Below are 22,746 nucleotides of genomic sequence, written 5' to 3' on the forward strand. Positions count from 1 at the left end.
GAGATACGCGTCGAAGCCCCCGACCACATCGGTCGGGGGCTTCGCCCGTCTCGGGGCTCGTCTCCAGATGCGGCGTGAGCGGACCTCGACGTCAATAGTTGTCGTCGCGACCCGCTGGCACCGCAGTTGTATCCGTCGTCGCGCTGCACACCCTGCCGCGGCCGTGAATAATCGCGGCCAGGGGCGGCCGCACACGACCAGGTGGTGAGTTGATGGACGTACGACCGACGAAGCTGGCGATCATCGGAGCGGGCGCGGTCGGCACCGCCGTCGCCTATGCGTCGCTGATCCGGGGCGTGGCACGGACGATCGCGTTGATGGACATCAACACCGCGAAGGTGACCGCCGAGGTCCTCGACATGTCGCATGGACTCGAGTTCGTCCCACGCGCCGACATCATCGGCGACGACGACGTGTCGGTCTGCGCCGATGCCGACGTGGTGGTCTTCACGGCAGGCGCGAAGCAGAAGCCCGGCCAATCGCGGCTGGACCTGGCCGAGGCCACCATCGGTCTGACGAAGAAGATCATGCCCGGCGTTCTCGAGGTGGCCCCGAACGCGGTCTATGTGATGGTCACCAACCCGGTCGACATCGTGACCTACGCGGCGCTGAAATTCAGTGGGCTGCCGAACAATCAGCTCTTCGGTTCGGGCACCGTGCTGGACTCGTCGCGACTGCGGTTCCTGATTGCGCAGCACTGCGATGTCGCAGTTCAGAACGTGCATGCCTACATCGTCGGCGAGCACGGTGACAGCGAGATCCCGCTGTGGAGTTCGGCCAGCATCGGCGGTGTGCCGCTGCTGCAATGGAAGCCGTTGGGTGACGGTCAGGCCATCGACGGGGCCGCTCGCGAACGCATTCACCACGAGGTGATCCACGCCGCCTACAAGATCATCGAGGGCAAGGGCGCGACGAATTACGCGATCGGCCTGGCTGCCACCCGCATCGTCGAGGCGGTGTTGAACAACGAGCACCGCGTGCTGCCGGTGTCGACGGTCGCCGCAGGCTACGAGGGGCTCGACGACGTATGTCTCTCGTTGCCGACCATCGTCGACCGCGGGGGAGCGCGGACCCGCCTGGAGATGCCGATGTCCGATGAGGAGCTGTCCGGATTGATGACGTCGGCGGAAACCCTGCGGGCGATGCAGGCGAAATTCGGACTCTAGCCATTCGGTCGTTCGGACCAACCTGGTCCGATTCCCGGTCCGAAGCCGCGGGGCTACCGTCAGCGCATTCGTCAACGAATGTGGGAAGAGGTGGCTGCCATGCAGTCCTCGCGGAAGATCGTCGTCGGGATGTTGGCAACGGTGACCCTGGCGGTCGCACCGTTGATGGTGGCTGCTCCGGCAGGTGCCTCTGCATACTCCAATTGCAAGGCGCTCAACGCCGACTACCCGCACGGTGTCGGTCAATCCGGTGCCGTCGACTCGACATCGGGCACGCCGGTCACCAACTTCACGGTGAACAACGACCTGTACAACCAGGAATCGTCGCACGACCGCGACAATGACGGCATCGCCTGTGAGAAACACTGAACGGTGTTCTCTCCGCATGAGGACGAGAACCGGCGTCTGGCAACCCCGACCGTCGTAACCTCTGGCGCATGATCAACGGAATCAGCATCCACTCCATCTATGTGCTCGACCAGGACGCCGCACTCGAGTTCTACGTCGGCAAACTCGGTTTCGCGGTCACCTCCGATGTCGACATGGGATTCATGCGTTGGCTGACCATCGCCGCACCCGATCAGCCCGACCGCGAGATCCTGCTCTCGATACCCGGGCCCCCGGCGATCTCGGACGAGGCCGCCGCCGGAGTTCGTGATCTGCTCACCAGCGGCGCGCTCGGGACGACCATCCTCGCCACCGACGACTGCCCGAGCACCTACGCCGACCTGGTGGCCAAGGGCGTCGAGTTCACGCAGGAACCGGTAGACCAGCCGTACGGCGTCGACTGTGCGTTCCGCGACCCGTTCGGCAACCACCTCCGGATGACCCAGCGGACCGACGTACGCGAGGTCTCCGACGACGACATCGCACGGTGGGCGCCCGAGCGCTGAAGCAATTTCGCGCGGAGTGGAACCGATCAGGCCGCTCGATAGTCTGATACATATGCGTGACGACAAGCTGCTCACCCGCATCTCGGCCCTGCTGCGGCAGGCCGAGGGCACCGACAATCCGCACGAGGCGGAGACGTTCATGCAGGCGGCGCAGCGTCTGGCGACCGCGGCATCGATCGACCTGGCGGTGGCCCGCTCGCACGATCCGGCGGACCGGCGCGACACCGCGCCGGTCACCCGGCAGATCTCCATCGGTACCGCCGGGAAACGCGGCTTGCGCACATATGTGCAACTGTTCGTCGCGATCGCGCAGGCCAACGACGTGACCGTCGACGTGGCCGGCAACTCGACGTTCGTCATGGCCTACGGGTTCGGGTCCGACATCGACACCTGCGAGACCCTCTACACGTCGTTGGTGGTGCAGATGGTGGCGGCCAGCGACGCCTACCTGAGGTCGGGCGCCTACAAGGGTGAAGAGTTCTCCCGGGTCGTCACCCGTGGGGGCGGGTGGCGGGCGCGACGGGTCGTCGAGACCAAGCCGCTCTCACCGATCACCGCGCGACTCAACTTCCAGTCGGCGTTCGCCGAGCGGATCGGCAAGCGGCTCAGCGAGGCCCGAGAGGACGCCCGCGCCGAGGCGCTCAACGCCGACCCGGACGGCGCGCGAAAGCCCTCGTCGACAGCAGTGGCCTTGCGAGACAAGGAGATCGAGGTCGCTGACTTCTATCGTTCGGAGTCGAAGGCGAGGGGCACGTGGCGGCCGGCGAGTTCGTCGGCAGGCTATTCCGAGGCCGCCCGTCGGGCGGGCGACCGTGCGGGACGCCGCGCGCGAATCGGCGCCGATCGCGAATTCGGTGGTCCTCGGGGCGAATTGGAGGGATGAGGCGCTGGAGGGTGAAACGCCAGGGGTGAGAAGCTACGGTCCGGTCGGGTCGTCGGGGAGGTGGGCGCCAGGGTGAACGCGTTGTCTCGCTGGACGCGTCGCGAGGGCCGGGGAGCCCCGACATGAGCACGCATCCACGTCCCGACCGTCCCTTCGTCGGAGACCAGCGAATGGATGACGACGGCACAGACCACCACGATCCCCGCGAAGAAGAACAACCAGCTGATCGCCACGAACACCATGCCGAGTGTGCCGTAGTGGTTGGTGGTCTCGCCCATGATCGTCGGCAGGGCGAGCCGACTGCCCACCATCAGGACGGTGACGAAGATGCCGGTGACCGCACCGTTGAGCGCCAGCAGGCGCATCGGGACCTGCGAACTCACCAGCAGCCGCGGCAGTGTCGCCCACATGATCGACCAGATGAGAAAGGTCGCCACGATCTCGAGCGTCACCCCCAGTGCACCGTATCCGTCGATCGTGACGTCGGTGAACGAGATGCCGTGCAGCGAGGCGGCGAGCCCTTGCGCGACCACGCCGAGCGGGATGGCGAAGATGACCACCACCCACCGCCACCAACCCGAGATGGGGAGTTTGTTCACCTCCCACACCGACACATACATGCGACCCAGGGCGCGCGAGAGGGAGGTGGCGCCGCCGATCGTCATCAGGGCGCCCAGGATGCCGAAGGCGGTGAGGGACTGCGGGGTGCTGGTGGAAGCGATGTCGACGCGCCCCGGGTCGACGCGCCCCGGGTCGACGCCGAGGCCGTCGAGCGCCTTGGTCAGGTAGGTGTGATTCGGCAACGCGGTGAGCAGGATGACGATGGGAAGCACCGAGGTGAAGGCCTGGGCGGCGAGCGTCATGGCGCGATCGGTCAGGTCGTTCACCGCGAGATCGCGAATGATCCGCAGAACGAGGTTCGCACCGGGGATCCGACGCGCGCGGTCGGCGATGGCCAGGCCGCGGGCCCTGGTCCGAGCGCCCAGAGACGGAGAACTCACGGTGGACGTCTCCTTTCCGGGGAGCTGCCGGGGCGGGGGACCGACGGTCAGAGCGTAATGGGTGTTCGGACGCCGAGGGGATTCGGCGGGTGATGGCGTGACCACGCGGCCGCGTGACTCCGGCCGCGCCCGGCTCTATGAGGCCGAACGTCTGGTGCACCGGATGTTCGATCGCGCCGTATCGAACCGCACGGTCCAGATCGCCGGAACCGAGCTCACCCTGCCCGTCGAGGCACACTTCGGGTCGATCGCGTCGGTCCGCGATTACGTCGATCGCGTGCTGGCGATGCCGTCGGTCCGTGCCCGGTTCGGGCGCGCGACCCTGCCGGTACGGGTCAGGGAGCGTCGGGGTCATCGGTCGGCGGAGTATGTGCGATCCCCGGATGCCGAGCCGCAGATCGCGATCCCGTCGTCAGCCGATGGTCGATGGGCGCTGCGCGAACTCGTGGTGCTTCACGAGCTCGCCCATCACCTCGACGAATCGTCGGGGCCGGCGCACGGTCGCGGGTTCGCCGTCGGACTGACGGATCTGGTGACGCTCGTCCTGGGGCCGGAGGCGGGTTTCGTCTATCGCGTGGTCTTCGGTGACAGCGGAGTGGTGTGATAACCCTGTGGACCTCATCGTTGATGTCGAAGGATTGTCGAAATCGTTCGGTCGGACACGCGCACTGAACGGGCTGACCTTGGCCGTCGAACCCGGTCGCGTGCACGGATTTCTCGGTCCCAACGGTGCCGGGAAGTCGACGACCATCCGGACCGTCCTGGGACTGATCAAAGCGGATACGGGACGGATCCGATTGTTCGGACGTGATCCGTGGAAGGACGCCGTACGCCTGCATCGACGGCTCGCGTATGTGCCGGGTGACGTCGCGCTGTGGCCCGACCTGACCGGTGGCGAGTGCATCGACGTTCTCGCGTCGGGGGGCGCGGGCCTCGACTCGCGCCGTCGCGCGGAGTTCGTCGAACGCTTCGGACTCGACGTCACCAAGAAGGTCGACGAGTACTCCAAGGGCAACCGGCAGAAGGTGGCGTTGATCGCGGCGCTGGCCTCCCGCGCGGAACTGCTCATCCTCGACGAACCGACGTCGGGGCTCGACCCGCTGATGGAGGAGGTCTTCCAGCACGCCGTGCGCGACCGGGTCGCGCAGGGAGTCACCGTGCTGCTGTCGAGCCACATCCTTGCGGAGGTGGAGGCTCTGAGCGACGCGGTGACCATCATCCGCGACGGTGCCACCGTGCGGTCCGGGGGACTCGACGAGTTGCGCAAGGGATCACGGACTCGTGTCCTCGCCCGAACCCACCGTCGTCCCACCGGCCTCGACGCTGTCGACGGGGTGGTCGGGTTGCAGGTGTCCGCCGGCCACGACACGACCTTCGACGTTCGATTCGACGTCGGATCGGCAGCCCTCGAGGAGGCCCTCGCCGCGGTGCTGGCGGCCGGCGTGGCTTCTCTCACCGTCCGGCCCCCGAGCCTCGACGAGTTGTTCTTGAGTTCGTACAGCGGAGTCGGGTGATGACCGTCGTCGCGGAACGGCGTGGCTCGACGGAGGCCGCCGGGGCGGCCGCGGCAGGTGTCGGGCCGATGCTTCGCCTGCAGTGGCGGACCGGCTGGAAGGTCTATCTGACCTGGGTCGTGTCGGTGGTGGCGGGCTACGTCGCGACCATCGTCGCCATCGACCGCACCTACGGCACGCCGGAGCTGCTCGCTTCCTATGGTCGTGCGGTATCCGGAGATGCCGCGATCGCCGCGATCAACGGGACCCCCTATGGGGCAGACAATCTCGGGGGCGTGGCGGCGAACGAGTTCGCCTTTGTCGCGGCGATCGCGCTGCCGTTGATGGCGACCCATCTCGTCGTCCGGTTCACGCGCACCCCGGAGGAGTCCGGGCTGCTGGAGTTGATGCGATCACGCGCCGTCGCCTCCTGGGCGCCGCACGTCGCAGCGGTGGTGGGTGCGCTCGTGTCGCTTCTGTTCGTCGCGATCGGGATTCTGATCACCCTGGTGGCCGAGGGCGGCGATGCGCAGCGGGCTGTGCTGTACGCGAGTTCTTTGTTCGCTCTCGGTGCGGTGTGGACCGGTACCGCCCTGTGCGCCGCCCAATGGATCCGGCGGGCTCGCAAGGCCTACACCGCGAGTCTGGTGGTCCTCGGGCTCGCCTATGCGACCCGCGCCATCGGTGACGTCGGCGACTCGGCGTGGAAGTGGTTGTCGCCGTTGGCCTGGCAGCAGGAGACCCGGCCGTTCGCGTCGGACGCGCGCTGGTGGCCGATCGCTCTCGCCGTCGGCGTCGCCGCGGCGCTGATCGTGGTCGGGGCGTCGCTGTCCGCGCGCCGTGATCTGGGATCAGGGTTGCTCGCGGCCCGCCCGGGACCCGGGTCGGCCGGCGGGATGATCCGTTCGGTCCTCGGACGTGCGGTGGTCGAACATCGGGGCTCGATCGCGGGCTGGACCGTCGGCGGACTGGCCGTGGCAGTCGTGTTCGGCGGCCTCGCCCAGGAGGTCGCCGACGCGGTGGCCGGCAATCCACAACTGGCGCAGGCGCTCGGAGGAGGTGACTCGTCACACGGGATCGATACCTACCTGGCGCTGACCATCGCGATCCTCGCGCTGATGGCCGGGGGCTATCTCATCTCGGCGGTCGGGCGGCTGCGTTCCGACGAGCACACCGGACGGCTGGAGCTGATGTTGTCGCAAGCGGTCGCGCGGCCGCGGTGGATCGTGACGCAGCTGTCGGTGATCCTGGTGGGGCTGCTCCTCGTCCTGATCGTCCCGACCTTCGCCCTCGGTGTGGTGGTCGGCGTGCAGGTCGACGATGCGGGGGAGGTGGGCCGAAATGTCCTCGCGGGCCTGGAGTACCTCCCGGCGGTCGCGGTCTTCGGCGCGATCGGGACCGCTCTGTTCGGATGGTGGCCGCGAGCCCAGTCCGTGGTGTGGGCGTTGCTCGGCTACGCGACCTTCGTCGCATTTCTCGGTGCGACGCTCGACTGGCCGACATGGGCGCTGCGGATCTCGCCGCTGTACTCCGTCGGGACGGTGCCGGCCGAGGACGCATCCGTGGCCGGGATCGTCGTCCTGACCGCGGTCGCGGTGGTCGTCGGCGGTCTCGGGGTGATCGGTTTCGCCCGCCGCGACGTCCCCGCACCGTGACGATCTCGTCCCCGGTTACCAGCTGCCGCCCGAACAGAACGTCAGATGGCTGGGGTGCCGCGGGTCGAGCACCAGCCGCTGCCGGCGACCGCGCGCCTTGATCAGGTCGGGCACCACGGTGAGGTACCGCGGGAAGCTGGCCGCGTAGACGTCTACGCGCAGCCGGTGTCCCGGCTCGAGGACGGCGTCGGTGGGGACCAGGTCCACGTCGATGCGGACCGGCTCGTCCGCCGGTACCGGCAGTTTCCGCTTGCGCGACAGATAGTGATGGGCCGAGAGCAGGCTTCCGTCGGCGGCATATGTCGACTGGGACGGATCGAGCGCGCGGTTCGATGCCGAGAGGGCGCCGTTGGTCAGCACGGTCGACGTCCCGTCGGGCGCGACGTCGTTGACGGTGACCGCCCAGATCGCCTCGTGCGCGGTGGTGGCCACGTTCAGTCGCAGGTTCATCGGTCCGCTGATCGTCGTCGACTCGTCGACCGGTGCCGTGGTGAACGACAGTCCGCCCCGTTCCTGGAACCGCGCATCGGCGGTGAACGAGCGGCCGAAGATCATCGTGGCGCCGGCGGTCACCTGAGTCATGTCACGCGAAACCGCGCCCCGCGCGTCCGGATGGACGGTGAGCGACGACATGCGGTCGACGGGGCTCGCGCTCAGAGAGCCGTCGTGTGTGGCGTGGTCGGCGGTGCCCGACGGGGCGTCGGTCAGATAGAGCCGCTGCGTGACCACCCCGGGCCGAGGGAAGCTCGGGCCGGAGGTCCACGCGCCGCCCTGCTGCAACATGGTGACCGGACCGTAGTACTCGATCCCGTTGCGATGACCCTTGAGCCAGCGGTCGAACCACGCTCGCTCCAGCACATCGAGCCGAGGTGGCGCGAACTTTCCGCCGTATCCCGACCCGACGTCGACGTGGTACCCGTCTCCGACCACCATCTGCTTGCGCCCGGGCTCCATCTGGAGCCGCTCGTAGACTCCCGTCGCGCTGCGGCCGAAGAGATCGTGCCACGCGCCGACGGTGAAGGTGGGGGCCTCGATCCGGTCGACCACGGGGTCGCGCTCATCGAAGTAGGGGTCGTCGAAGATCCGGTCGTCGCGGGCGGTGAGGAACCCCCAGAGCAACGAGGTGATCTCGGTGGCGGGTGACTTCAGCCGATCGCGCAGCCAGCGTGCCGTGTCACCGCGGAAGACGTCGCGGACCGGGCTCGACGGATTGGGCAGCCACTTCAGCAGATTGACCACCGACAGCCAGGTGGGGATGAACGCCGACGGCATGCCGCCGGTGATGTAGATGTCGCGGACGATGTCGTCGCAACCCTCCACCGCGAAGACGGCCTTGACCGCAGGCAGCCGTTTGTCGGCCGCCTGCAGCGAGTTGATCGCCGAGTACGACCAGCCGGTCAGCCCGACGGAACCGTCGCACCAGTCCTGTTCGGTCATCCAGTCGATGATCTCGACCGAGTCCGCCTGTTCGCGGGCGCCCAGGATCTGCCACTTGCCCTGGCTCGCGCCGGTGCCCCGGACGTCGACGATGACCTGCACGTAGCCGCTGCGGACGAGGTTCCGGTTGATTCCGAAGACGTCGAGCACCCCGCCGGAGAGGGTCTTGGTCAAGGTGGTGAGACCTTCGAGACCGGTTCCCGCCCCGTCCATGGACGCCGACGCCGTCTGCAGGGCCTTGCTGAGTCCGGGTGCGTGCAGCGCGTGGTCGAGGGCGTCGATCGCGACCCGGTTGTAGGGGTTGATGTTGAGAATCGCAGGGTAGGGCGTGAGGACCGTCTGACCGAACCGGTTGGCCGGGCGGACCACCGTTGCCCGCAGCCGGACACCGTCGCTCATGGTGAGGACCACGTCGCGGTCGATCGCCACGCGCGGATAGAGCTGCTTGCCGTCGACCTGTTCGCGCCAGCGGATGCCGTCGGAGCCGCCGGTGGGATCGCCGAGAGGAAGCGAACCGAAATGCGGGGCGCTGCCGGTTCCGACCGGCCGCGCAGTGCGTCCGCGGCGTGGTTGCGCGGGTTGGTCCAACTGGTACGTCATGGTGCATCACCCTGCCCAGGCGAGTGCCTCTCAGGTCATGCACGAGGGCATCGTCGCCAAACTCGATTCCCCGACACCCATCGTGTCGGCGGCGAGGTGACGGACGTTACACATGTGGCGTTCCTCACCTCGTCGGACGAGGGTATCTCAGCCCCGATATCGGATCGCTAACTAGGTAGCCTCGTTTTGGACATGCTCCGGTAACCGCAAGTCGACGGCGGCAGCCGCCTCGAGCACCATCCACGCCGAGAGCTGGACCGACAGGTCTCGTTCGGGGACCTGTGACGAATGGACCGCACCGTCGATGAGCTGGGCTTTTGCGCCCTCATCGCACGGATGGTCCGCCGGCTTGCGCCAATCGGGACCGAAGACCGGACCGTGATCGGTCTCCACGCGATTCGTCCAGGCGGCCTCGGCGCTCGTGGTCACGATCTGCGCCGCCCGTCGGCGTAGGTCGTCGGCCCCCTGAATGATCGGAGGCAGGTCGGTCGCGAGTAGCGCCAGGTACCGCGCGAGGATGCCTGCGAACAATCCGCCGTCGCCACCGCCCGCCCCGGGGATCACATCGTCGTCGCACACCCGCGTCTGTACCGCCGTCAGCAGTCGGTCGATACGTTCGGCATGCACGGTGTCGCCGGTGAGCCGGAGCAACTCGAGTTCGGCGCCGAGTACGACGCCCTGACAGTAGGTGTAGATCGCCGGGACCCGTTCCATGATGTCGGGACGCGCGGCGGGTTTGATGCCGTCGATGATCAGGTGCGAGGTCCCGTCGACCAGACGCGCGTCCATCCAGTCCGCCATCGCCGCGGCCCGGTCCACGCGGCCGGTGCGGGCCATCAGGACCGCCGCCGGACCGTTGGCCGGTGCGTTGAAGAACAGGTCCATGGTGCGCCACGGGATGCCGCCGCCGAGGTGGGGCATCCACGCATCGGCCAGGCGGCCCGAGAGAGTGCGGACCGCCCCCTCGTGGCGGAGCCCGAGACGCCGGTCGGCGCGCTCGATGGCGAGCCCGAGCCACGCCATGTCGTCGAAGTAGTTGTTGGTCCATTTGCCCAGGTTGCGCAGACGGATGCCGCGTAACAGCCTGGTGACGATGTCGGCGGTATCGGGATCGAATCGCGCACCTGTCGACGGTTGCCGGTCGCCACCCGGCCGATGGACGGCGGCGTCCACGAGCAGGTCCGCCAGGTGGGCGTGCCACCAGTAGTGCCACGTGCCGAAGTGACCGGCGACCGTGCCGATCGGCCACGCGACTGCGGCGAGCCGGGTGCCGGGCGTCCACATCATCCGCCGCAGATGGCGGTCGGTCACCGCCGCGGCGGCCAGTGCCGCGCGGTCGTTCGCGACCGTCGGCCCAGGTCCGTCGGCCGCCGATTTGGTTGCATCCGCCACGGTCGGGTAGCCTTTCCGCTTGGTGTGGCACATATCCGTGTGCCGTATCGGTTCAACCGGAGACCGTCGGTTGTCGGGAGAGATCCCGACCGAAGGTCCGATCCACGTCATCGACGATGACGAGGTCGGCGGCCCACGCAGGGAGAACGAGGATCAGCAGCGTGCTCATGTGCCTGCTCACGCCCCGGACCTTCTGCGTGCCCGGGGCGTTTTTGTATTGATGGCAGTCTTTCTCGACGTCACCTCGCCCCTCTCGGCTCAGGTTGGGCCCGACCCAACTCTAGTGATGAGAGAGGAGGCGAAGTATGGCCAAGTCCGAAAAGGTCGCCGCAGTCGCGGAGATCGCTGAGCAGTTCAGGGGAGCTACGGCGACGGTCGTCACGGAATACCGTGGCCTGTCCGTCAAGCAGATCTCCGAGCTGCGTCGTTCCCTCGGTGAGGGTGCAACCTACTCCGTCGCCAAGAACACCCTGGTGAAGCGTGCCGCCGCCGAGGCGGGCGTGGAAGGGCTCGACGAGCTGTTCACCGGTCCGACCGCGATCGCCTTCATCGAAGGCGAGCCGGTGGTGGCCGCGAAGGCGATGAAGACGTTCGCCAAGGACAACAAGGCTCTGGTCATCAAGGGCGGCACCATGGACGGCCGTGCGCTGTCCGTGGCGGAGATCGAACAGATCGCCGACCTGGAGACCCGTGAGGTTCTGTTGGCCAAGCTCGCCGGTGCCATGAAGGGCAACTTGGCAAAGGCTGCCGGTCTGTTCAACCAGCCGGCTTCGCAGGTGGCGCGCCTCGCCGCGGCCCTGCAGGAGAAGAAGAACGAAGCCGGCGAGTAGAACTCGCCGCAACACACCAATCCTTGGGCGGGCGCGAATCCGTGCCGGGATGAACCAAGCCCCGTCTGGGGACTGACAGGAAGGACGCCACCATGGCGAAGCTCACCGCTGACGAGCTCATCGATCAGTTCAAGGAACTGACCCTGCTGGAGCTCAGCGATTTCGTGAAGAAGTTCGAAGAGGTCTTCGAGGTCACCGCGGCCGCTCCGGTCGCCGTCGCCGCTGCCGGTGCTCCGGCTGCCGGTGGTGCCGAGGCCGCTGCCGAGCAGGACGAGTTCGACGTCGTGCTCGAGGGCGCGGGCGACAAGAAGATCCAGGTCATCAAGGTGGTCCGCGAGATCGTCTCGGGCCTGGGCCTGAAGGAAGCCAAGGACCTCGTCGAGGGTGCTCCGAAGGCTCTGCTGGAGAAGGTCGACAAGGAAGCTGCCGAGGCTGCCAAGGCCAAGCTCGAAGAGGCCGGCGCTTCGGTGTCCGTCAAGTAAGACCCCTCTCGGTTCCGTAGCGACAATCCGCGCTGGGCGCGGACTAGTGCTACAGATCGCGAAAAACTATGGCCCGTGGGTGAGATATCCCACGGGCCATAGTTGTCCCTGGACTGTGATCGGAAGCGCACTTTCCATCCGACGGTGCGATCGGCTACGCTCATCTTCCGGACGAAGTTACCGACGGGTAAGGGGATGGCGGCCAGCTTGGGGGCTTGGGTCGATCGACCCAGTCGGTGGCACGGACGGTGTGGTGATGATGGGGTGTCGGCTACAGTGACCCCAACCACAAATGTCACCGGTTCGTGTGTGGTCGCACCGACCGCCGCAAGGGGGCAGCGAATGTCTGGGAGGATGCAGTGGGTGTAGAGGTCAGCGTCGAGGGGCTCACCAAGTCATTCGGATCGCAGAACATCTGGCGTGACGTGTCGTTGACGTTGCCGACAGGTGAGGTGTCTGCATTGTTGGGGCCGTCGGGTACCGGCAAGTCGGTGTTCCTGAAGACTTTGATCGGCCTGTTGCATCCGGAGCAGGGTTCGGTGGTCATCGACGGCACCGACATCACCCAGTGTTCGGCCAAGGAACTGTACGAGATCCGCAAGCTGTTCGGCGTCCTCTTCCAGGACGGGGCTCTGTTCGGTTCGATGAGCCTGTTCGACAACGTGGCCTTCCCTCTTCGTGAGCACACGAAGAAGAAGGAGAACGAAGTCCGCGACATCGTGATGGAGAAGATCGACCTGGTCGGTCTGACCGGTGCCGAGGACAAGCTGCCCGGTGAGATCTCCGGTGGTATGCGCAAGCGTGCCGGTCTGGCGCGTGCGCTGGTGCTCGATCCGCAGATCATCCTGTGCGATGAGCCGGACTCGGGTCTGGACCCCGTGCGTACCGCCTACATCTCCCAGTTGCTGATCGACATCAACTCGCAGATCGACGCGACGATCCTGATCGTGACGCACAACATCAACATCGCCCGCACCATCCCGGACAACATCGGCATGCTGTTCCGCAAGGAACTGGTCATGTTCGGTCCGCGTGAGCAGTTGCTGACCTCGGAGCAGCCGGTGGTCAAGCAGTTCCTCTCCGGCGACCGGTTCGGTCCGATCGGCATGTCCGAGGAGAAGGACGAGGCGGTGCAGAAGCAGGAAGAGGCCATGCAGGCCGCCGGTATCGGCGGCGGTGGCACCAAGGACGACTTCTCCGAGATCATCCCGCAGGTCCAGCCCAATCCAGGTATGCCAGAACGCAAGGCCGTGGCCCGCCACCGCCAGCGGGTGCACGAGATGCTGCACACCATGCCGCCGAATGCTCAGGAAGCAATCCGCCGCAGCATGGAGGAGGAGGACCGGATGCGCGCCGAGGCCGACGCGCATGCCGCCGACCAGGACACCGAGAACGTGCCCGTCGGAGCCGCCCACTCATCGGGCGAGTGGACCCCGGCCCATGCCGCAGGCTCCGACTACGCGGGAAGTGACGCGCCCACCCAGAGCTGGGCGACACCTCCGGTGGGATCGGGCGCCAACGACAACACCGTCACGCAGCCGATCGAAACCGGCCGGCAGTTCCAGCAGCCCAACGACGGTCGGAGTCAGTAAGGATGACCAGTGCCACCACGCGTGGCGTTGATCGGATCGCTCAGGCCGGAACGGGCGCGCTCGCCCAGACCGGCAACATCGTGCAGCTTTTCGTCGACGTCGCGCGTCAGTCCTTCGTGCGTCCGTTTCAGTGGCGTGAGTTCATCCAGCAGGCCTGGTTCATCGCCAGTGTGACGATTCTGCCGACCGCGCTGATCGCGATTCCGTTCGGCGCGATCGTGTCGCTGCAGACCGGTTCGCTGATCAAGCAGCTCGGTGCGGAGTCGTACACCGGCGCGGCGAGCGTCCTGGTGGTGATCCAACAGGGATCGCCACTGGTCACGTCGTTGTTGATCGCCGGTGCCGCAGGGTCGGCGGTGGCCGCCGACCTCGGTTCCCGCACCATCCGCGAGGAGATCGACGCGATGGAGGTGCTCGGTATCAACCCGATCCAGCGCCTGGTGGTTCCGCGTGTCATCGCGATGGTGCTGGTGGCGATGCTGCTCAACGGACTGGTCGCGGTGGTCGGTATCGGTGGTGGCTACTTCTTCAACGTCGTCGTGCAGGGCGGCACCCCCGGTGCATACCTCGCGTCGTTCGGCGCCCTGGCGCAACTCCCGGACCTGTACGTCTCCACACTCAAGGCCGCCATCTTCGGTGTGCTGGCAGGCGTTGTCGCCGCCTATAAGGGGCTCAACCCTAAGGGCGGTCCCAAGGGTGTGGGTGACGCGGTGAACCAGAGCGTGGTCATCACCTTCCTGCTGCTGTTCCTCGCCAATCTGATCATCACTGCGGTGTACCTGCAGATCGTTCCGCCGAAGGGAAGCTAGCGATGGCCGGTGGAGTGACGATCTCCAAATCGCGGCCCGAGTACTACCTGTACGAGGCCCGCAAGCAACTGCGGAAACCGCTGAAGCTGCTCGACGGCGCGGGCGAGCAGATGTCGTTCTACGGACGCACCCTCGCGTGGATTCCCAAGACGTTGGTCCATTACACCCGCGAGGTGTTGCGGCTGTTGGCCGAGGTCGCCTTCGGGTCGGGCGGACTCGCGGTGATCGGCGGCACGATCGGTGTGATGGTGCTGATGTCCGGTTTCACCGGCGTCGTCGTCGGCCTGCAGGGGTATGCGGCACTCGATCAGATCGGTTCGCAGGCACTCACCGGCTTCCTCTCCGCGTATGTGAACACCCGCGAGGTGGCGCCGCTGGTGGCCGGTCTCGCGCTCTCGGCCACGGTCGGATGTGGCTTCACCGCTCAGCTGGGCGCCATGCGCATCTCCGAGGAGATCGACGCGCTCGAGTCGATGGCCGTGCCGTCGATCCCGTTCCTGGTCTCCACGCGGGTGATCGCCGGGTTCATCGCGGTCATCCCGCTCTACGTGCTCGGACTGCTCTCGGCCTACCTGGCGTCGCGCGTCATCACCACCGTCTTCAACGGGCAGTCGGGTGGTTCGTACGACCACTACTTCAACCTGTTCCTGCCACCCGGAGATGTGCTCTGGTCGTTCGGCAAGGTGCTGGTCTTCGCCTTCGTGATCATCCTCGTGCACTGCTACTACGGCTACTACGCGACCGGCGGCCCCGCGGGCGTCGGCGTGGCGGTCGGGCACGCCGTGCGTGCTGCGCTCGTCCTGATCGCGGTTCTGGACTTCTTCCTGGGGCTCGCGATCTGGGGCACCACGACGACCGTGCGAGTGGGAGGCTGACCGATGTCGACGATTCGTCGCCGGCTGCTCGGGCTGGTGTTCTTTGTCGTGGTTGCGATGTTCTTCGTGGTCACCGTCACGAAGTTCAACGACGGCTTCACGACGTTCACCGACGTGACCCTCAAGACCGACTCCACCGGTAACGCGCTGCCCACCAACGCCGACGTCAAGGCACGCGGCGTGGTCGTCGGCGAGGTCCGTGCCGTGGACCCCGCACCCGACGGCACGGTCGCGGTCACCCTGGGGCTCACCCCTGACATGGCGTCGCAGTTGCCGCAGAACACCACTGCGCGCATCCTGCCGAAGACCCTGTTCGGCGAGCGATATGTGGCGTTGCAGGTCCCGACCGACGATCCGTCGGCCGCGACGCTGGCCAACGGCGACACCATCTACACCGATCAGAGCGGCAACGCGCGCGAGGTCCAGGACCTCTTCGACAAGCTGCTTCCGGTGCTGAAGGCGATCCCGCCGCAGGACCTCAACGTCACGCTGACCTCGCTGTCGCAGGCGCTCGCAGGCCGGGGACAGCAGTTGGGCGTCACCTTCGACGAGCTCAACAAGATCTTCATGCGCGTCAACGACAACATGCCCGAGCTGCAGGGCACCCTGCGCGGGCTCGCCAGCTTCTCGCAGACCTATTCCGAGGCGCTGCCCGACGTCATCGACGCCCTGGACAACTTCCGGACCACGAGCAACACCATCGTCGAGCGTCAGGGCGATCTGCGCACCCTCATCGCGACCGTGGGCGTTGCGGCGACCGACACGACGAAGTTCCTCCGCCAGAATCGGGCCGACCTGATCGACCTCGCGGTGGATTCCGAGCCGTTCCTGGTCGGTCTGGCGAAGCAGTCGCCGACATTCGTCTGCACCTTCCACAACTTCGCGACGCTGATCCCGGAGTCCCGCAAGATCGTCGGCCAGGGCACCGACAACCCGGGCGTGCGGGTGAACCTGCAGTTCGTGAATCCCCGGGGTCGCTACCTCCCGAACCAGGACGAGCCGCGACTGCTCGACACCGACCCGCCCGCCGTCTGCTACGAGCCGGCCAAGAACGGTCGTCCGTTCCCGCAGTACCCGGGTGGCGGGCTCGCCGACGGCTCCTACCAGCCGCCGTCGCGCAACCCCGGCCCGCGCACGATGCCGACGCTGCCGCAGCCGCAGTTCTCCGCCACCCCGGCGGGATCCGTCCGGGCGAACCCGTTCGACGACCCGGACTACGTGAAGCAACTGAAGGTCATCTACGGCGGCGCCAACGGCACCGACCCGGAGAAGGTTCCGACCTGGGTCACGACGATCGGCGGCGTATCGCTACAGGGAGCGCAGGTCACCATCCGATGAAATCCATCACCGGACCACTGATCAAACTCATCGTCTTCGCGGTGGTGACCGTGGTCGCCACCAGCTTGCTGGCGTTGACGATCGCCAACGCGGGCGGCGACGGCGACAGCGACTTCAAGGCCGTCTTCTCCGATGCCGCGCTGCTCAACAAGGGCGACGACGTCCGCATCGCGGGCGTCCGCGTCGGCCAGGTGACCGACGTGAAGGTCCACGATCGCAACCAGGCGATGGTCGCGTTCAACGTCAACCGTGATCGGCTGCCCGAGGGCACTCAGATCTACATCCGCTATCGGAACCTGACCGGGCTGCGGTATCTGGCGCTGGAGAAGGGCGCGGGTGATCCCGATCAGACAGTCGGCACCGGATACACGTTCGGAACCGATCCGAGCCACCAGGACACCCACCCCGCGGTGAACCTCACCGAGCTCTTCAACGGCTTCAAGCCGTTGTTCCGCGAACTGTCCGCCGACGACGTCAACAAGCTGTCGGAGCAGATCATCAAGGTCTTCCAGGGCGAGAGCGGGACGATCTCGCAACTGATCAGCAGCACTGCCGATCTGACCAACGCGATCGCCGACAAGGACAAGGTGATCGGGCAGCTGATCACCAACCTCACGACGGTGCTCGACACCGTCAATCGCAACGACGAGCAGTTCACCGCCCTCCTCGACAACACCGAGAAGCTGGTGACGGGCCTTGCCGCGCAACGAGGTTCGGTCGGCTCGGCGATCAGTTCGGTGTCGAACCTGACCGCGGTGACCGCGTCGATCCTGCAACCGACCCGCCCGGCCATCCAGGGCGACATCGCCGGCCTGAAGTCGTTGTCGGATCAGATCAACGCTCGCGACGAGGACGTCGCCAAGGTGCTGACGAACCTGCCGGTCAAACTGCAGAAGATCGGCCGGGCGGCGACCTTCGGTTCCTGGTTCCAGTTCTATCTCTGCGGCATCGACGTCGTCGCGGGCAACGGCAAGTCCCCGCTGCTGACGCAGCCGGTGGTACCGCTGCCCGACATCAATCATGTGCTGTACACCAGTGCGGCCACCCGTTGCTGGAAAGACGAAAGGCCGGGGGCTGATCTGTGGCTGACGAACAGAACCGGCATGCTCAGCCTGAGGGCGACGACGCCCGGACCGAGCAGTTCTCGAGTGACGAGGTGCGTCACGCGGCGGCGCGCGCCGACGACGCGGACGCCGAACGCGCCGACACCTCCGACGACGGTGGCGCACCGCCGCCGTCGAGTTCCCACCGGCGATTCGGTGGACGTCGCAGCCCCGTCAGCATCGGTGCCATCGGCATCCTCGTGCTGCTGATGATGGCCGTCTCGGCGTTCTATCTGAACCAACTCCCGCTGGTCGGGGCGGGCGCACGCTACACCGCGAAGTTCACCGAGGCGGCCGGGCTCAAGCCGGGTGCCGAGGTCCGGGTGGCGGGCGTGAAGGTCGGCGAGGTCGATGGCGTCACGCTCGACGGCGACCGCGTGAACGTGAAGTTCCGGGTGACCAACACGTGGGTCGGCAACCAGACGCAGGCGTCGATCCAGATCAAGACGATCCTCGGCCAGAAATACCTGGCACTGAACCCGCGCGGCAGCGAGCCCGCCGATCCCGACGTCCCGTTGACCGACACGGTCTCGCCCTACGACGTCATCGAGGCGTTCTCCGACGCGGCCGATCAGATCGAGGATCTCGACACCGATCAGCTCGCGAACTCGATGGAGTCGCTGTCGGAGGCATTCTCCGGTACCGCAGGTGACATCGGTCCGTCGCTCGACGGGTTGTCCCGGCTGTCGCAGACCATCGCCAGTCGCGACCAGGAGGTCCAGCACCTCCTCGCGGCGACGAAGGACACGTCGAAGATCCTGGCCGATCGCAATCAGGAGTTCGTGCGGCTCATCGCCGGTGCGGGCCAGCTGCTCGACGAACTGAACAATCGGCAGAAGGCCATCTCGAAGCTGTTGTCGACCACCACGACCCTGTCGGACTCGCTGTCGGGGATTGTGCGCGACAACCAGGCCCAGATCGGACCCGCGCTCGACTCGCTGCAGGACGTAAACAAGCTCCTGATCTCCCAGAACGACAACCTGCGGAAGACCATCACCTACATGGCGCCGTTCTATCGGCTCTACGCCAACGTGCTGGGCAACGGACGCTGGTTCGAGTCCGTGGTGACCAACCTGCTGCCGCCCGGTCTGCCGCAGCAGAACACCACCCGACCGCCCAACAAGCAGAAGCTCCAGAACAACGGTGGAACGGAGGCCGGCTGATGACCACAGCTCCCGACCTCAGCCGCACCTCCGGCCCCGGCCGGTGGTTCACCCCACGTCACATCGTGATGCTCGTGATCGGCCTGATCCTCGCGTTGATCGTCGCCGGGGTCCTGTGGTGGGCGTTCGCGGTGATCGGTACCACCAAGATCACTGCGACCTTCAGCCGCAGCGTCGGCATCTACTCGGGCTCTGACGTCCGCGTGCTCGGTGTACCGGTCGGCAAGGTCGACTCGGTGACTCCCGAGGGGAAGACCGTGAGGGTGACGATGACGGTCGATCGCGGGATCGATCTGCCCGCCGACGTCCGTGCCGTCCAGATCATCCCGTCGGTGGTCGCCGACCGGTATGTGCAACTCACCCCGGCCTACTCCGGGGGAGAGAAGGCGCCCCGCGACATCACCCTCTCGCTGGACCAGACAATGGTCCCGGTGGAGGTCGACCAGATCTATTCGAGCGTCAAGAAACTCTCCGAGGCGCTCGGTCCGGAGGGTGCGAACAAGAACGGTGCGGTCAGCGACGTGATCGCCACCGGCGCGGACAACCTGAAGGGCAATGGCGCCAAGCTCGGCGATGCGATCGAGCAGCTCTCCAAGGCGTCGACCACGCTGAGCAACTCTCGCGGCAACATCGTGGACACCGTGAAGAACCTCAACGTCTTCGTGGGTGCGCTGCGCGAGAACGATTCGCAGGTCCGCCAGTTCAACACGCAGATGGCGTCGTTCAACAAGTTCCTGGCGGGGGAGCGGACCCAGTTGTCGGCGTCCCTGAACAAGCTGTCCGTCGCGCTCGGCGACGTCGCCACGTTCGTCGAGGACAACCGGGACAAGCTCGGGCAAACGGTGAAGGATCTGCAGCCCACGACCAAGGCATTGCTGGACACCAAGGACCACCTGAAGGAAGTCCTCACCGTCCTGCCGGTGACCATCAACAACCTGATCAACGCGTACGACGCGGAGTCCGGAACCCTGGCGATGCGCCTGACCATCCCGGATCTCCAGGACCTGATCGGCGCCCAGTGCCGACTGCTCGACCTGGGCAAGCTGCTACCCGGCAATCCTCAGGCGAAGCAGTTCAGCACCACGCTGAGTCCGCTGATCAGCCAGTGTGAGGACATCGGCCAGCAGATCACCAAGGGCGTTCTCGATCCGCTCCTGCCGGTATTGCCATTCGGCATCATGAGCAACAACAAGCTCCAGCGATACCCGGCACCGGGTACGAATCCGGGCAACCCGGATCCGGGTCTGGAGACGGGCCCCGGTGCGCCGAAACGGCCGTCGAGCACACCGACCACGACGCGTCCGTCCGCACGCTCCGGGACAGGTGGGAATTGATGATGCGAGAAATTCTGTCGCGTAAGTCGATTCGCGCCGTGCTCGCGGCGGCGATGGTTTCTGCGGTGCTCGCGGTCACGGGCTGCGGCAACGGGATCCAGTCGATCCCGCTGCCGGGTGGTGTGGACACGGGCGACAACCCCCGGACCTATCAGATCCAGTTCGCCGACATCCTGGACCTCGTCCCGCAGTCGATGGTGAAGAAGGACGGCATCCCGGTCGGACGTGTCGAGTCCGTCGAGGTGCCCGACAACGAGTGGTACGCGCAGGTCAAGATCAAGGTGAAGAACGACATCGACCTGTCGGACAAGGCGACTGCCGCCGTGCAGCAGACGTCGTTGCTCGGTGAGAAGTTCGTCGCGCTGAGCGAGCCGAAGGATGCCGAGTCGTCGCCGCGCCAGAATCCCGCGCAGCCGATCCCGCTCGATCGCACCCGCACGGCCACCGACATCGAACAGGTCCTCGGCGCGCTGTCGATGCTGCTCAACGGTGGCGGCATCAACCAGCTCGAACCGATCGTGACGGAACTGAACAAGGCGTTGGCCGGCTCGACCAGTCAGCCCTGTGACGTTTCGCCCAAGGGACAGTCCTGCCCGGTGTTCCGGAGTCTGCTGGAACAGTCGCAGACGCTGATCACCGGACTCAACCGACAGCGTGACGACATCGTCAACGCCATCGACGGACTCGCGAAGCTGTCGACGCGGGCGTCGAATCAGAAGACGCAGATCGAGCGGATCCTCAAGGAACTGCCCGCGGGTGTCGCGGTGCTGGAGGAACAGCGGCCCGAACTGGTGGATCTGCTCACCAAGCTCGACGACCTGGGCAAGGTCGGGACGGACGTGCTCGGCAAGTCCCGGGACGCGCTCATCACCGACCTCAAGGCGCTGCGCCCGGTGTTGACGCAGCTGTCCAAGGCCGCACCGGATCTCATCACGGCTGCGCCGCTGATGCTCACCGTTCCGTTCCCGGACTGGCTCCTGCCAGGCGTGAAGGGTGACGCGACCAACTTGTTCATGACGCTGGACCTGCGGACGCTGAATCAGCTCGAGGCGCTCGGCGTCGGCCAGGGGACGCCGAAGTATTCACCGCCGGCGCGCGTGAATGTGCCCGTCAACCCCAGCAACCCGTACGTCGGGGGCAATGGCCCGCGCTACGGCTGGCCGACCATCACGTTGCTTCCGCCGGGGCCGGACGCGCGGCCGGGGCCCAACACCCCGCCGTCGGGCGGCACGTATCCGATGAATCCCGCGTCTGGTTCCACCCGGTCGCCGGCGTCGGCGAAGTCGCAGAAGAAGCGTGACACCGATCAGCAATACACGCTGATGCCGCCGGCTCAGCCGGGCCAGCGCTTCATCGACGGTCCGCTCAGCATGATCGGAGCCAAGTGATGTTGTCGAAGGTCGCGAGAATTCAGCTGATCGTGTTCGTCGTCGTCGGACTGGTGGCACTCGTCTACGTGGGCGCGAAGTACGCCCGGCTCGACCGGCTGGCCGGCATCGGTCAGTACACGGTGACGGCGTCGATGAAGGATTCGGGAGGCATCTTCACCAACGCCGAGGTGACCTACCAGGGTGTCCCGGTGGGTCGCGTCGGCAAGTTGACGCTGACGCGTTCGGGTGTCGATGTGGCGTTGGAGTTGAACTCGGGCGGCCCGGACATCCCGGCGTCGGCGACCGCGGTGGTGGCGAATCGGTCGGCGATCGGTGAGCAGTACGTGGATCTGCAGCCGACGTCGTCGGAGGGCCCGTTCCTGGCCGATGGGTCGGTGATCACGAAGACGTCGGTGCCGCCGCCGCTGGAGGACGTGGTGTCCTCGGCGATCGATTTCACGTCGTCGATTCCGGTCGATGACCTGCACACGGTGATCACCGAACTCGGCAAGGCGTTCAACGGTCAGGGCGAGAACCTGACCCGGTTGGTGGATTCGCTGTCGAAGTTGTCGCGATCGGGTTATGACTCGTTGGATGAGACGATCTCGCTGATCCAGAATTCGAACGTGGTGTTGGCGACGCAGGCGGACCAGTCCGATGCGATCTTGTCGTGGTCACGCAATCTGGATCTCATCACGGCGACGTTGGCGTCCTCGGATCCGGATCTGCGGAGGTTGTTGACGACGGGCACGGCCTCGGCGACGCAGATCTCGGAGTTGTTGCAGCGCAGTGGTGGTGACATCTCGACGGTGGTGAAGCAGTTGGCCGGCACCCTGCGGACCATCGAGCCGACCAGCTACGCCACCTCGACGACTTTCGCGATGTTGTCCGCCCTCTCGGCCGGTAGCCATTCGCCTGCACCGGGTGACGGTCAGATCCACTTCGGCGTGGTGTTGGAGACCAACAATCCGGCGGCATGTACGCGGGGTTATGAGAGTACGGACGCGATGATCCGGGAGATGAAGCGTAAGGATCCGTCGTTCGACATCCATTACGACGAGTTCCCGTTCAACACGAATGCGAAGTGTTCGGTTCCGGTGGGTAATCCGACCGGTGTGCGCAGTGCTGATCGGGCGGCGCTGGCCAACCCGGCCTACAAGCAGCCGTGGGACAACATCCCGAAGAAGGACCCGGACAGGCTGAACCTCAACCCGCTGGCACAGCAGCTGGCGGCGTTGATGGGAGTCCACCCGAAGTGATCTCACCACGTCAGGGGGCCCGCGGGCGCAGCTCGCTTGGCCTCCTCTCAGGTGCCAACCATTACAGTGAC

At 66.3% G+C, this 22,746-nt stretch carries 21 protein-coding genes and 1 pseudogene; 18 read left to right on the forward strand and 4 right to left on the reverse strand.

The genetic code is table 11. The features are described from left to right. The first annotated feature begins 212 nt into the window (after positions 1-212). The 4 genes from GTV32_RS20760 (at position 213) to GTV32_RS20775 (ending at position 2,942) form a co-directional block, all read left to right on the forward strand. Positions 213-1,166, forward strand: a complete 954-nt coding sequence (locus tag GTV32_RS20760) for an L-lactate dehydrogenase (RefSeq protein WP_161061915.1) — start codon at positions 213-215, stop codon at positions 1,164-1,166. A 99-nt stretch (positions 1,167-1,265) separates the two neighbouring features. Continuing rightward, the gene (locus tag GTV32_RS20765) at positions 1,266-1,535 is read left to right on the forward strand and encodes an excalibur calcium-binding domain-containing protein (RefSeq protein ID WP_161061916.1); all 270 of its coding nucleotides are present in this window, start codon (positions 1,266-1,268) and stop codon (positions 1,533-1,535) included. Positions 1,536-1,603: 68 nt separating this feature from the next. Further along, the gene (locus tag GTV32_RS20770; RefSeq protein ID WP_161061917.1) at positions 1,604-2,059 is read left to right on the forward strand and encodes a VOC family protein; all 456 of its coding nucleotides are present in this window, start codon (positions 1,604-1,606) and stop codon (positions 2,057-2,059) included. A 52-nt stretch (positions 2,060-2,111) separates the two neighbouring features. Continuing rightward, complete coding sequence (locus GTV32_RS20775; RefSeq protein ID WP_161061918.1) at positions 2,112-2,942, forward strand: DUF2786 domain-containing protein; 831 nt, start codon at positions 2,112-2,114, stop codon at positions 2,940-2,942. On the opposite strand, the gene GTV32_RS20780 is transcribed toward GTV32_RS20775, so the two are convergent. After that, the gene (locus tag GTV32_RS20780; protein ID WP_343287407.1) at positions 2,840-3,943 is read right to left on the reverse strand and encodes a YhjD/YihY/BrkB family envelope integrity protein; all 1,104 of its coding nucleotides are present in this window, start codon (positions 3,941-3,943) and stop codon (positions 2,840-2,842) included. The two genes, GTV32_RS20775 and GTV32_RS20780, sit on opposite strands and share 103 nt — an antisense overlap. A gap of 97 nt (positions 3,944-4,040) precedes the next feature. On the opposite strand from GTV32_RS20780, the gene GTV32_RS20785 reads away from it, so the two are divergent. The 3 genes from GTV32_RS20785 to GTV32_RS20795 are packed head-to-tail and all read left to right on the forward strand — an operon-like array spanning position 4,041 to position 7,091. Continuing rightward, entirely contained in the window at positions 4,041-4,547 is a 507-nt protein-coding gene (locus GTV32_RS20785) for a TIGR04338 family metallohydrolase (protein WP_161061919.1), read from the forward strand. 7 nt (positions 4,548-4,554) lie between these two features. Then, entirely contained in the window at positions 4,555-5,457 is a 903-nt protein-coding gene (locus GTV32_RS20790; RefSeq protein ID WP_161061920.1) for an ABC transporter ATP-binding protein, read from the forward strand. Next, positions 5,457-7,091 carry a hypothetical protein gene (locus GTV32_RS20795; RefSeq protein ID WP_161061921.1) on the forward strand — a complete coding sequence of 545 codons (1,635 nt, stop codon included), beginning with the start codon at positions 5,457-5,459 and terminating at the stop codon, positions 7,089-7,091. The genes GTV32_RS20790 and GTV32_RS20795 overlap by 1 nt, the downstream gene beginning before the upstream one ends. Before the next feature lie 15 nt (positions 7,092-7,106). On the opposite strand, the gene GTV32_RS20800 is transcribed toward GTV32_RS20795, so the two are convergent. The 3 genes from GTV32_RS20800 to GTV32_RS23940 all read right to left on the reverse strand — a co-directional run bounded on the left by GTV32_RS20800 (position 7,107) and on the right by GTV32_RS23940 (position 10,701). Further along, positions 7,107-9,128, reverse strand: a complete 2,022-nt coding sequence (locus GTV32_RS20800) for a CocE/NonD family hydrolase (protein WP_161061922.1) — start codon at positions 9,126-9,128, stop codon at positions 7,107-7,109. Positions 9,129-9,299: 171 nt separating this feature from the next. Continuing rightward, positions 9,300-10,520, reverse strand: coding sequence for a glycoside hydrolase family 76 protein (locus tag GTV32_RS20805; protein ID WP_343287408.1), 1,221 nt, complete (start codon positions 10,518-10,520; stop codon positions 9,300-9,302). 52 nt (positions 10,521-10,572) lie between these two features. Next, positions 10,573-10,701, reverse strand: a complete 129-nt coding sequence (locus GTV32_RS23940) for a hypothetical protein (protein ID WP_272918241.1) — start codon at positions 10,699-10,701, stop codon at positions 10,573-10,575. Between the two features lie 124 nt (positions 10,702-10,825). Here GTV32_RS23940 and rplJ point away from each other — a divergent pair, with 124 nt between their 5' ends. The 11 genes and pseudogenes from rplJ to GTV32_RS20860 all read left to right on the forward strand — a co-directional run bounded on the left by rplJ (position 10,826) and on the right by GTV32_RS20860 (position 22,675). Continuing rightward, positions 10,826-11,350 (forward strand): 50S ribosomal protein L10, encoded by a 525-nt coding sequence (gene rplJ, locus GTV32_RS20810; RefSeq protein ID WP_161061924.1) that lies wholly within the window; start codon positions 10,826-10,828, stop codon positions 11,348-11,350. Between the two features lie 92 nt (positions 11,351-11,442). Next, positions 11,443-11,832: a 50S ribosomal protein L7/L12 gene (rplL, locus tag GTV32_RS20815; protein WP_161061925.1), complete on the forward strand. Its 390-nt coding sequence runs from the start codon at positions 11,443-11,445 to the stop codon at positions 11,830-11,832. A 359-nt stretch (positions 11,833-12,191) separates the two neighbouring features. After that, positions 12,192-13,424 (forward strand): ABC transporter ATP-binding protein, encoded by a 1,233-nt coding sequence (locus tag GTV32_RS20820; RefSeq protein ID WP_161061926.1) that lies wholly within the window; start codon positions 12,192-12,194, stop codon positions 13,422-13,424. Positions 13,425-13,426: 2 nt separating this feature from the next. After that, positions 13,427-14,233, forward strand: a complete 807-nt coding sequence (locus tag GTV32_RS20825) for an ABC transporter permease (protein WP_161061927.1) — start codon at positions 13,427-13,429, stop codon at positions 14,231-14,233. Positions 14,234-14,235: 2 nt separating this feature from the next. Next, positions 14,236-15,108, forward strand: coding sequence for an ABC transporter permease (locus GTV32_RS20830; protein ID WP_161061928.1), 873 nt, complete (start codon positions 14,236-14,238; stop codon positions 15,106-15,108). Positions 15,109-15,111: 3 nt separating this feature from the next. After that, a complete protein-coding gene (locus tag GTV32_RS20835; protein WP_161061929.1) occupies positions 15,112-16,446 on the forward strand; it encodes an MCE family protein in 1,335 nt (444 codons plus the stop codon). Continuing rightward, positions 16,443-17,519: pseudogene (locus GTV32_RS20840) on the forward strand (MlaD family protein); the annotation flags it as partial. The gene GTV32_RS20835 and the pseudogene GTV32_RS20840, both read left to right, overlap by 4 nt. An 83-nt stretch (positions 17,520-17,602) precedes the next feature. After that, complete coding sequence (locus GTV32_RS20845; RefSeq protein ID WP_161061930.1) at positions 17,603-18,712, forward strand: MCE family protein; 1,110 nt, start codon at positions 17,603-17,605, stop codon at positions 18,710-18,712. Next, positions 18,712-20,046 carry an MCE family protein gene (locus GTV32_RS20850; protein ID WP_161061931.1) on the forward strand — a complete coding sequence of 445 codons (1,335 nt, stop codon included), beginning with the start codon at positions 18,712-18,714 and terminating at the stop codon, positions 20,044-20,046. The genes GTV32_RS20845 and GTV32_RS20850 overlap by 1 nt, the downstream gene beginning before the upstream one ends. Before the next feature lie 2 nt (positions 20,047-20,048). Beyond that, on the forward strand, positions 20,049-21,434 hold the full coding sequence (locus GTV32_RS20855; protein WP_202422837.1) for an MCE family protein: 1,386 nt from the start codon (positions 20,049-20,051) through the stop codon (positions 21,432-21,434). Then, positions 21,434-22,675: an MlaD family protein gene (locus GTV32_RS20860; protein WP_161061932.1), complete on the forward strand. Its 1,242-nt coding sequence runs from the start codon at positions 21,434-21,436 to the stop codon at positions 22,673-22,675. The genes GTV32_RS20855 and GTV32_RS20860 overlap by 1 nt, the downstream gene beginning before the upstream one ends. Positions 22,676-22,746 lie beyond the last annotated feature (71 nt).

Origin of the sequence: Gordonia sp. SID5947 (assembly GCF_009862785.1) — a bacterium.
Taxonomy (GTDB): domain Bacteria; phylum Actinomycetota; class Actinomycetes; order Mycobacteriales; family Mycobacteriaceae; genus Gordonia.

Excerpts from the sequence above, each read along its gene's own strand:
- GTV32_RS20760 (WP_161061915.1), top strand. The coding sequence starts at position 213 with ATGGACGTACGACCGACGAAGCTGGCGATCATCGGAGCGGGCGCGGTC.
- GTV32_RS20765 (WP_161061916.1), top strand. The coding sequence starts at position 1,266 with ATGCAGTCCTCGCGGAAGATCGTCGTCGGGATGTTGGCAACGGTGACC.
- GTV32_RS20770 (WP_161061917.1), top strand. The coding sequence starts at position 1,604 with ATGATCAACGGAATCAGCATCCACTCCATCTATGTGCTCGACCAGGAC.
- GTV32_RS20775 (WP_161061918.1), top strand. The coding sequence starts at position 2,112 with ATGCGTGACGACAAGCTGCTCACCCGCATCTCGGCCCTGCTGCGGCAG.
- GTV32_RS20795 (WP_161061921.1), top strand. The coding sequence starts at position 5,457 with ATGACCGTCGTCGCGGAACGGCGTGGCTCGACGGAGGCCGCCGGGGCG.
- GTV32_RS20800 (WP_161061922.1), bottom strand. The coding sequence starts at position 9,128 with ATGACGTACCAGTTGGACCAACCCGCGCAACCACGCCGCGGACGCACT.
- rplJ (WP_161061924.1), top strand. The coding sequence starts at position 10,826 with ATGGCCAAGTCCGAAAAGGTCGCCGCAGTCGCGGAGATCGCTGAGCAG.
- rplL (WP_161061925.1), top strand. The coding sequence starts at position 11,443 with ATGGCGAAGCTCACCGCTGACGAGCTCATCGATCAGTTCAAGGAACTG.
- GTV32_RS20825 (WP_161061927.1), top strand. The coding sequence starts at position 13,427 with ATGACCAGTGCCACCACGCGTGGCGTTGATCGGATCGCTCAGGCCGGA.
- GTV32_RS20830 (WP_161061928.1), top strand. The coding sequence starts at position 14,236 with ATGGCCGGTGGAGTGACGATCTCCAAATCGCGGCCCGAGTACTACCTG.
- GTV32_RS20835 (WP_161061929.1), top strand. The coding sequence starts at position 15,112 with ATGTCGACGATTCGTCGCCGGCTGCTCGGGCTGGTGTTCTTTGTCGTG.
- GTV32_RS20850 (WP_161061931.1), top strand. The coding sequence starts at position 18,712 with ATGACCACAGCTCCCGACCTCAGCCGCACCTCCGGCCCCGGCCGGTGG.
- GTV32_RS20855 (WP_202422837.1), top strand. The coding sequence starts at position 20,049 with ATGCGAGAAATTCTGTCGCGTAAGTCGATTCGCGCCGTGCTCGCGGCG.
- GTV32_RS20860 (WP_161061932.1), top strand. The coding sequence starts at position 21,434 with ATGTTGTCGAAGGTCGCGAGAATTCAGCTGATCGTGTTCGTCGTCGTC.